6 protein-coding genes are annotated in these 9,966 nt (G+C 67.1%); all 6 read left to right on the forward strand.

All coding sequences use genetic code 11. From position 1 onward, the window contains the following. Positions 1–701 precede the first annotated feature (701 nt). Positions 702–1,877, forward strand: coding sequence for a DNA polymerase III subunit beta (gene dnaN, locus QH270_RS25580; RefSeq protein WP_280346629.1), 1,176 nt, complete (start codon positions 702–704; stop codon positions 1,875–1,877). Between the two features lie 21 nt (positions 1,878–1,898). Then, positions 1,899–3,095 carry a DNA replication/repair protein RecF gene (recF, locus tag QH270_RS25585; protein ID WP_280346630.1) on the forward strand — a complete coding sequence of 399 codons (1,197 nt, stop codon included), beginning with the start codon at positions 1,899–1,901 and terminating at the stop codon, positions 3,093–3,095. 136 nt (positions 3,096–3,231) lie between these two features. Continuing rightward, positions 3,232–3,768: a DUF721 family protein gene (locus QH270_RS25590; protein ID WP_280346631.1), complete on the forward strand. Its 537-nt coding sequence runs from the start codon at positions 3,232–3,234 to the stop codon at positions 3,766–3,768. Between the two features lie 373 nt (positions 3,769–4,141). Next, the gene (gene gyrB, locus QH270_RS25595; RefSeq protein ID WP_280346632.1) at positions 4,142–6,175 is read left to right on the forward strand and encodes a DNA topoisomerase (ATP-hydrolyzing) subunit B; all 2,034 of its coding nucleotides are present in this window, start codon (positions 4,142–4,144) and stop codon (positions 6,173–6,175) included. Positions 6,176–6,234: 59 nt separating this feature from the next. Then, on the forward strand, positions 6,235–8,745 hold the full coding sequence (gene gyrA / locus QH270_RS25600; RefSeq protein ID WP_280346633.1) for a DNA gyrase subunit A: 2,511 nt from the start codon (positions 6,235–6,237) through the stop codon (positions 8,743–8,745). Between the two features lie 39 nt (positions 8,746–8,784). Further along, positions 8,785–9,786 carry a DUF3566 domain-containing protein gene (locus QH270_RS25605; protein ID WP_280346634.1) on the forward strand — a complete coding sequence of 334 codons (1,002 nt, stop codon included), beginning with the start codon at positions 8,785–8,787 and terminating at the stop codon, positions 9,784–9,786. Positions 9,787–9,966 lie beyond the last annotated feature (180 nt).

A 9,966-nucleotide genomic window follows, 5' to 3' on the forward strand; every position in this document is an offset into this window, starting at 1 on the left:
GTCCTCGAGGAATCCACCGGTTGTGCACCGGTTGACGCACAGGTCCTGGGGACCGATCTGGGGGTGTTCACTCACAGGCAGTTGTCCACATCGTCCACAGGTCGATCCACTCACAGCCGTGCGGTGGCTCCCACCTGCGCGGGCGTCGGATCGGGCCTGTGGATTCCTCGAGGAATCCGTGTGGACTCCTCGAGGAATCCACCTGGTTGCCACCACCCTGCCCCCGCGTGTGAACAACAGGGTGAATCCGGTGGAACAACTCGAGGACTACTCGAGGATGAAAATGGGACAACTTCGCGCGTCCACAGACGCCGTCGATTCATCCTCGAGACACCCCACGGCCATCCCCATGCCGCCGTGCGGTCTGACCTGCGGATTCGGTCGAAGTCCACAGATTCCACAGTGCCTACTACTACTTCAGTTCTATTTCTTGAAGAGATCTCTTCAAAACAAGGTGTGTGGAAAGTCGGGCGGGCAGGCTCGGCTCGGTCGGTGCTCCACTCACAAGCGGCAAGGAGGAGAGGGGACGGTTCGAGAGCATGGGATCGGCAGGGAGGGTCGATGCGGACTTCCCGTGATGCCCGGGTACCGTTTGCTTGTCGGCCTGTTGTGCGAGACTCAGTGCGCGGCCGACGCAGCACCTCAACTCCGCTGAACACACCCGCACACGGATTCGAAACTCGGAGAGGACAAATCGGGCGATGGAGCTTGCGAGCATGAAGTTTCGGGTCGCCCGAGAGGATTTCGCCGAGTCGGTGGCCTGGGTGGCGCGCAGCCTGCCTTCCCGTCCGCCCGTGCCGGTTCTCGGCGGTGTGCTGCTGGTCGCCGATGAGAACGGCCTGACGGTCTCCGGGTTCGACTACGAGGTCTCCGCGCAGATGCGCGTCGCGGCCGAGGTCGCCGGTGCAGGCCAGGTGCTGGTCTCGGGCCGGCTGCTCGCCGATATCACCAAGGCACTGTCGAACAAGCCGGTCGATGTGTCCGTCGACGGCACCCGCGTGCTGATCTCCTGCGGTAGCGCCAAGTTCTCCCTGCCGACCATGCCGGTCGAGGACTATCCCCAGCTGCCCGAGGTGCCGCAGCAGACCGGTGAGCTCGGTGTGGATGTCTTCGCCGAGGCGGTCGGCCAGGTCGCCGTCGCCGCGGGCCGCGACGACACGCTCCCCATGCTCACCGGTATCCGGGTCGAGATCGAGGGCAACGACGTGGTGCTCGCCGCCACCGACCGCTTCCGGCTGGCCGTGCGGCACCTGCAGTGGCAGCCCACGCGCCCCGACATCGAGACCGCGGTGCTCATTCCCGCGCGCACGCTGTCCGAGGCCGCCAAGACCCTCGGCGCCACCGACGCGCCCGTGCAGCTCTCGCTGGGCAGTGGCGGCGGGGCCGACGGACTGCTCGGCATCGTCAACGCGGGCCGCCGCACCACCACCCGGCTGCTCGACGCGGAATTCCCCAAGTTCCGTCAGCTGCTCCCCAAGGAGCACACCTCCATCGCCACGCTGCCGGTCGCCGCGCTGTCCGAGGCCATCAAGCGTGTCGCCCTGGTGGCCGAGCGCGGTGCCCAGGTGCGGCTGGAGTTCTCCACAGACGGTGTCCTGCTGTCGGCGGGTGGGGACGACGCGGGACGCGCCGAGGAATGGCTCGAGGCCGATTTCCGCGGCGAGCCGCTGACCATCGCGTTCAACCCCGGCTACCTCACCGAGGGCCTGTCGGCGCTGCACGCGGAGAGGGTCACCTTCGGCTTCACCACGCCGAGCAGGCCCGCCGTGCTGCTGCCCGCCTCCGACGAGGAGCCCAAGGTGCTGGAGTCCGGCGCGTTCGCGGCGCTGGAGAGCCAGTACATCTACCTGTTGATGCCGGTCCGGCTGCCCGGCTGAGCCCCGCCCGCGTAACCCGGCATGTTCATTCGTGCGCTGTCGGTCCGTGATTTCCGGTCGTGGGAACACGCCGAGCTCGAGTTGTCCCCAGGGCGCACGGTGCTGCTGGGGGCGAACGGCAACGGCAAGACCAACCTGCTCGAGGCGGTCGGCTATCTGGCGACGCTCGGTTCGCACCGGGTCTCCGCCGACGCTCCGCTGATCCGGATGGGCGCGACCCAGGCCAGGATCGGCGCGACTGTCGTCAATCAGGGCCGGGAGTTACGCGTCGACGTGGAGCTCAAGCAGGGCAGCGCCAACCGGGCCCAGATCAACCGCTCGCCGGTGCGCCGCTCGCGCGAGATCCTCGGCATCCTGCAGACCGTGTTGTTCGCGCCGGAGGATCTGGCGCTGGTCCGTGGCGATCCGGGCGAGCGCAGACGGTTCCTCGACGAGTTGTGCACAGCCAGGCTGCCCAGGTTGGCCGGTGTCCGCGCCGACTACGACAAGGTGTTGCGCCAGCGCTCGGCCCTGTTGAAAACCGCAGGGCGACACGTCCGTTCCCGTGCCGACCTGAGCACCCTCGACGTGTGGGACGGGCACCTGGCCGAACATGCCTCGGTGCTGCTGGCGCAGCGATTGCGGCTGGTCAACGACCTGTATCCGTATCTGGCACAGGCATATCGGTCGATCGCGCCCGAATCGCGCCCGGCGGCAATCGGTTACCGGTCCGGGTATCTGCCGCCGGAGCTGCTCGATCCGGCCCGGGCACCCGAGGCCGACGATGTGGAGCAGCTGCGCGAGATCGTGCTGCGCGAGTTGTCCACAGCCAGGACAAGGGAATTGGAACGCGGCGTGTGCCTGGTCGGCCCGCACCGCGACGACCTCGAGCTGCTGCTGGGCAGCGCGCCGGCCAAGGGTTTCGCCAGTCACGGTGAGTCCTGGTCGTTCGCGCTGGCCCTGCGCCTCGCCTCGTTCGAGCTGCTGCGCAGCGGTGGCACCGAGCCGGTGCTGCTGCTCGACGACGTGTTCGCCGAGTTGGACCGGCGCAGACGGACCGCGCTGGCCGAGGTCGCGGCCGGCGCCGAGCAGGTGTTGATCACGGCGGCGGTCGCCGAGGACGTGCCCGCCGAGCTGGCCGCCGAACCGTTGCGGGTGCGGACGACAGGGGAGGCGGACCAGCGGACCTCGCGAATCGTCACCGAGCCCGCCGCGGAATCCGAGGATATGCACAGATAGCCATGGTTATCCACAGCACCTGTGGAAAACCGGCGACATGCTGGAGATATGCCAGCTCGGCGGCGCCGGCGCTGTCGGCGCCGCGGCGTAGACTCGGTCCGCACTCGGCCAGCATCGACACCGGAAGGCGGGAACTGTGACGAACGAGCCCGAACCGGAGCTGCGCGGGATCGATCTGGCTCGGCGCGCACTGGAGGAGGCCCGGGCGGCGGCCAAGGCCAGCGGCAAGTCCGTCGGCCAGGGCCGGGCGTCACCGGTGCGCAAGCTGCGCGCGGGTGGACGACGCCGCACCGGCTGGTCCGGAGCCGGACCTGACCCGCGCGATCCCCAGCTGTTGTCGTCGCTGGCCGGCTCGATCGCGAAGAGTCGTGGCTGGTCGGGCAAGGTGGCCGAGGGCATGGTGTTCGGGCGCTGGTCCAGCGTGGTCGGTGAGGACATCGCCGCGCACGCCACCCCGGTGACGCTCGAGGGCGGCGTGCTCAAGATCGCCGCGGAGTCGACCGCGTGGGCCACCCAGCTGCGCATGCTGCAGGGCCAGATCCTGGCCAAGATCAATGCCGCGGTCGGCCAGGGCGTGGTCACCCAGCTGCGGATCACCGGCCCCGCCGCACCGAGCTGGCGCAAGGGTGAGCGGCACATCAAGGGCAGGGGACCGCGCGACACCTACGGGTAGCCGAGCGGTGACCAGGGCGAGTTGCGTTGCGGCGGCACCGGTCTCACCCCCATCCGCTGTGAACTTGTGGACAAAGCCTGTGGATAACTCGGGTGGCCCCCGAAGCCTGTCGACGGGGTTTCACGTGGAACCACCGAACGCGAGCCTCACGCCAGTTCTGGCGGGCGGAAATCTCCGCGAGGCGGAAGCTTGTCGGCGTAAGTCGATTTCTTGCATTCACGGCGGCGTCAGGGGTGTCGTAGGTGCACTGTAAGTTGGGCTTACCAGTAGGATGGTGACGTAACCAGCGGCGAACCCTCGACGCGTGCTGTGCAGTCCGCGTGCTGCCCGATCGCTGCGCCAGGGATCAGCAAGTAAGGAGAGCTACCGACAAGTGGCTGCCAACGACTCCAACGCATCGGGCAACAAGCAGGGCTACGGTGCCTCCTCCATCACAGTCCTCGAAGGCCTCGAAGCGGTGCGCAAGCGCCCTGGCATGTACATCGGTTCCACCGGTGAACGCGGCCTCCACCACCTCATCTGGGAGGTTGTGGACAACTCGGTCGACGAGGCGATGGCCGGCTACGCGACGCGAGTCGACGTGACGCTGCTGGAGGACGGCGGTGTCGAGGTCATCGACGACGGCCGCGGTATCCCCACCGCCATGCACGCCCAGGGCATTCCGACCGTCGAGGTCGTCATGACGCAGCTGCACGCCGGCGGCAAGTTCGACTCCGACTCCTACGCCGTCTCCGGTGGTCTGCACGGCGTCGGTATCTCGGTGGTCAACGCCCTGTCGAGCAAGCTGGAAGCCGAGATCGATACCGACGGCTACCACTGGGCCCAGACCTACAAGGACGCCAAGCCGGGCAAGCTGATCCAGGGCGAGCCGACCAAGCGCACCGGTACGACGATCCGCTTCTGGGCCGACCCGGAGATCTTCGAGACCACCACCTACAACTTCGAGACGGTCTCGCGCCGTCTGCAGGAGATGGCGTTCCTCAACAAGGGCCTCACCATCACCCTGACCGACCAGCGCGTCAGCGAGACCGACGTCATCGACGAGGTCGTCAGCGATACCGCCGAGGCGCCCAAGCACGCCGAGGAAGGCGCCGAGAAGCCGGTCGAGCACAAGGTCAAGACCCGGACCTATCACTACCCGGGCGGCCTGGTGGACTTCGTCCGTCACATCAACCGCACCAAGCAGGCCATCCACAACTCGGTGGTCGGCTTCACCGGCAAGGGCACCGGCCACGAGCTCGAGGTCGCGATGCAGTGGAACTCGGGCTACTCCGAGTCGGTCCACACCTTCGCCAACACGATCAACACCCACGAGGGCGGCACCCACGAAGAGGGCTTCCGCGCGGCGCTGACCACGGTGGTCAACAAGTACGCCAAGGAGAAGAAGCTTCTCAAGGAGAAGGACGGCAACCTCACCGGTGACGACATCCGCGAGGGCCTGGCCGCCATCGTGAGCGTCAAGGTCGGCGAGCCCCAGTTCGAGGGCCAGACCAAGACCAAGCTGGGCAACACCGAGGTCAAGTCGTTCGTGCAGCGCGCCTGCAACGAGCACCTGACGCACTGGTTCGAGGCCAACCCGGCCGACGCGAAGACCATCGTGCAGAAGGCCGTGTCCTCGGCGCAGGCTCGCGTGGCCGCGCGCAAGGCGCGTGAGCTGGTGCGCCGCAAGTCGGCCACCGACCTGGGCGGACTGCCGGGCAAGCTGGCCGACTGCCGGTCCAAGGATCCGAGCAAGTGCGAGATCTACATCGTCGAGGGTGACTCCGCCGGTGGCTCGGCGAAGTCCGGCCGCGACTCGATGTACCAGGCGATCCTGCCGCTGCGCGGCAAGATCATCAACGTCGAGAAGGCCCGCATCGACCGTGTCCTCAAGAACAACGAGGTCCAGTCGATCATCACCGCGTTCGGCACCGGTATCCACGACGAGTTCGACATCGCGAAGCTGCGCTACAACAAGATCATCCTGATGGCCGACGCCGACGTCGACGGCCAGCACATCGCGACGCTGCTGCTCACCCTGCTGTTCCGGTTCATGCGCCCGCTGGTCGAGCACGGTCACGTGTTCCTGGCCCAGCCGCCGCTGTACAAGCTGAAGTGGATGCGCACCGATCCGGAGTTCGCCTACTCCGACCGGGAGCGCGATGCGCTGCTCGAGGCCGGCCTGGCCGCGGGCAAGAAGATCAACAAGGACGACGGCGTCCAGCGCTACAAGGGTCTGGGCGAGATGAACGCCAAGGAGCTGTGGGAGACCACCATGGATCCCTCGGTCCGGGTGCTTCGTCAGGTGACGCTCGACGACGCGGCCGCGGCCGACGAGCTGTTCTCGGTGCTCATGGGCGAAGACGTGGAGGCACGTCGCAGCTTCATCACCCGCAATGCCAAGGACGTCCGCTTCCTCGACGTGTGAGGCGGTGCTGCGCCGTCGAGCGCGCCCGCGACGCAGGTCAGCCCTGACAAGGAGATTTGATGACTGAGACCACGCTGCCACCCTCGGGCGGTGCGGGCGACCGGATCGAACCGGTCGACATCCAGAACGAGATGCAGAGCAGCTACATCGATTACGCGATGAGCGTGATCGTCGGCCGCGCGCTGCCCGATGTGCGCGACGGCCTCAAGCCGGTGCACCGGCGCGTGCTCTACGCGATGTACGACAACGGCTACCGCCCCGACCGCGGTTACGTGAAGTCGGCCCGTCCGGTCGCCGAGACCATGGGTAACTACCACCCGCACGGCGACGCGTCGATCTACGACACCCTCGTGCGCATGGCCCAGCCGTGGTCGCTGCGCTACCCGCTGGTCGACGGCCAGGGCAACTTCGGCTCGCGCGGCAACGACGGCGCGGCCGCCATGCGATACACCGAGTGCCGTCTCACGCCGCTGGCGATGGAGATGCTGCGCGACATCGACAGCGAGACCGTCGATTTCGTCCCCAACTACGACGGTCGCTCGCAGGAGCCGACTGTGCTGCCCGCGCGCGTGCCCGCGCTGCTGATGAACGGCAGCAACGGCATCGCCGTCGGAATGGCCACCAACATCCCGCCGCACAACCTGGGCGAGCTGGCCGAGGCCATCTACTGGGCGCTGGACAACTACGACGCCGACGAGGAAGCCACCCTCGCCGCGTGCATGGAGCGCGTGAAGGGTCCGGACTTCCCGACCCACGGCCTGATCGTCGGCGGCCAGGGCATCCACGACGCCTACACCACCGGCCGCGGTTCGATCCGCATGCGCGGTGTGGTGGAGATCGAGGAGGGCAGCCGCGGGCAGACTCAGATCGTCATCACCGAGCTGCCGTACCAGGTCAACACCGACAACTTCATCAACTCGATCGCCGAGCAGGTCAAGGACGGCAAGATCGCGGGTATCTCCGATATCCACGACGAGTCCTCCGACCGTGTCGGCATGCGCATCGTGGTGACGGTCAAGCGCGACGCGGTCGCCAAGGTCGTGCTGAACAACCTGTACAAGCACACCCAGCTGCAGACCAGCTTCGGCGCGAACATGCTCTCGATCGTCGATGGTGTGCCGCGCACGCTGCGCCTGGATCAGATGATCCGGCTCTACGTCGACCACCAGTTGGAAGTCATCGTCCGGCGCACCCGCTACCTGCTGCGCAAGGCCGAGGAGCGGGCCCACATCCTGCGCGGTCTGGTCAAGGCGCTGGACATGCTCGACGAGGTCATCGCGCTGATCCGCCGCTCGGCCAACACCGACACCGCGCGTACCGGCCTGATGCAGCTGCTCGACATCGACGAGATCCAGTCGACGGCGATCCTCGACATGCAGCTGCGCCGCCTCTCCGCCCTGGAGCGGCAGCGCATCGTCGACGATCTGGCCAAGATCGAGCTCGAGATCGCCGACTACAAGGACATTCTGGAGAAGCCGGAGCGTCAGCGCGCGATCGTGCGCGACGAGCTGGCCGAGATCGTCGAGAAGTATGGCGACGACCGCAGGACCAGGATCATCGCCAACGACGGTGACGTCGCCGACGAGGACCTGATCGCCCGCGAGGACGTGGTCGTCACGATCACCGAGACCGGTTACGCCAAGCGCACCAAGACCGACCTCTACCGCTCGCAGAAGCGTGGTGGCAAGGGTGTGCAGGGCGCCGGCCTCAAGCAGGACGACATCGTCAAGCACTTCTTCGTGTCTTCGACGCACGACTGGCTGCTGTTCTTCACCAACAAGGGCCGGGTCTACCGCGCCAAGGCCTACGAGCTGCCCGAGGCCAACCGGACCGCGCGTGGTCAGCACGTGGCGAACCTGCTCGCGTTCCAGCCGGACGAGAAGATCGCCCAGATCATCCAGCTCAAGACCTACGAGGACGCGCCGTACCTGGTGCTCGCGACACGCGCGGGCCTGGTGAAGAAGTCCAAGCTCACCGATTTCGACTCCAACCGCTCCGGCGGCATCGTCGCGGTGAATCTGCGCGACGACGACGAGTTGGTCGGCGCGGTGCTGTGCTCCTCCGACGACGATCTGCTGCTCGTCTCGGCGCACGGCCAGTCGATCCGGTTCTCCGCGACCGACGAGGCGCTGCGCCCGATGGGCCGCGCGACCTCGGGCGTGCAGGGCATGCGCTTCAACGCCGACGACGAGCTGCTCTCGCTCAACGTGGTCCGTCCCGACACGTATCTGCTGGTCGCGACGGCGGGTGGCTACGCCAAGCGCACCGCGATCGAGGAGTACACCGCGCAGGGTCGTGGCGGAAAAGGCGTATTGACAATTCAATACGACCCGAAGCGTGGCAGCCTGGTGGGTGCGCTCATCGTCGACGACGAGGACGAGTTGTACGCGATCACCTCCAGTGGTGGTGTCATCCGCACCGCGGCCAAGCAAGTTCGCAAAGCTGGACGACAGACCAAGGGCGTGCGATTGATGAACCTCGCGGATGGCGATACCTTGCTAGCGATCGCGCGCAACGCCGACGAGCCCGATCCCGATCAGCTCATCGGCGACGCGGCCTCGGAGCAATAACCCAACCAGCGGCGGCAACGAACGGATCTGAGGATTCCATTGACCACACCGAATCAGTCGAACGACGATCGGAACCAGACCAACGGCGTCACCGAGCGGATCGCCTCGTCTCCGATCCAGCCGCGGCCGATCCCCCGTCAGGGTGCGGCCGAGGGCGCGGCGCCGGAGTCCGGCGCCGGTGGCGGCGAATCGTTCGACCAGTCGACCGTGCGGATGGGCAACGAATCCGCGCCGACCGGCAACGGGAAGGGCAAGTCGCCCTACCAGGACGGGTGGGCGCAGCTGCCGCAGCGTGAACCGCAGTCGAACCTGTACCGGCCCGGTGAATCGCCGAGCCAGGGACGTCCGACCTCGGGCGCCTCTGGTGGCGGGCTGAAGGGCAGCGGCGCCTCCAACGCCCGCACGACCGCCGACCTGGCGGCCAAGGCGGCGCGCAAGGAAGCGGCCATGGTGAAGTCGGTCGGCATCGACGGGCCGACCCGCAGCATCGCCCGGCCCGAGCTGGTCAAGGACATGCCCGACCTGTCCGAGGTGCGCCACCCGACGCCGGACGCGCCGCCCGCGGCGCCCGGCCTGCCGATGGCCCAGGTGCCGTCGCAGCCGGGGCCCAGTGCCAGGGCCGCGGCGGCCGGGTCGGTCTCGCCCGCGGTTCCGGTGGCCATCGCCGCCGCCGCGTCCGGTGAGCCGCTACGCGCGACCGTGCAGATCCGCCGGATCGATCCGTGGTCGACGCTGAAGATCACCCTGGTGATCAGCGTGGCGCTGTTCTTCGTGTGGATGGTGGCCGTCGGCCTGCTCTACATCGTGCTCGCCGGCATGGGCGTGTGGGACAACCTGGACAACTCGCTGGGCGAGATGCTGAACCAGGAGGGCAGCTCGTCGAGCCTGATCGACGCAGGCACCGTGTTCGGTTATGCCGGTGTCATCGGTCTGATCAACGTGGTGTTGTTCACCGCGCTGGCGACCGTCGGTGTGTTCATCTACAACCAGTGCTGCGATCTGGTCGGTGGCATCCAGGTGACCCTGGCCGACCCGGACTAGGAAACGCCTCTGCCGACTACGGCCCGTCAGCCCGCGAAAGTGGGTCTGACCGGCCGTGTTTGTTTTAGGGAGGCAGGGTGGGTTAACAAGTTAAACGTTTGGGTTGACAGCAACCGCAGGGGGCGCAACGAGTACGGGCCGATATCTAAAGCGGGTTGAGCGCATCGCGGATTAAAAAGA

Source organism: Nocardia neocaledoniensis, assembly GCF_029868625.1.
GTDB lineage: Bacteria > Actinomycetota > Actinomycetes > Mycobacteriales > Mycobacteriaceae > Nocardia > Nocardia neocaledoniensis_A.

Bases quoted from the DNA above. Each gene is read 5' to 3' on its own strand.
- recF (WP_280346630.1), top strand. From the start codon at position 1,899: ATGTTCATTCGTGCGCTGTCGGTCCGTGATTTCCGGTCGTGGGAACAC.
- dnaN (WP_280346629.1), top strand. From the start codon at position 702: ATGGAGCTTGCGAGCATGAAGTTTCGGGTCGCCCGAGAGGATTTCGCC.
- gyrA (WP_280346633.1), top strand. From the start codon at position 6,235: ATGACTGAGACCACGCTGCCACCCTCGGGCGGTGCGGGCGACCGGATC.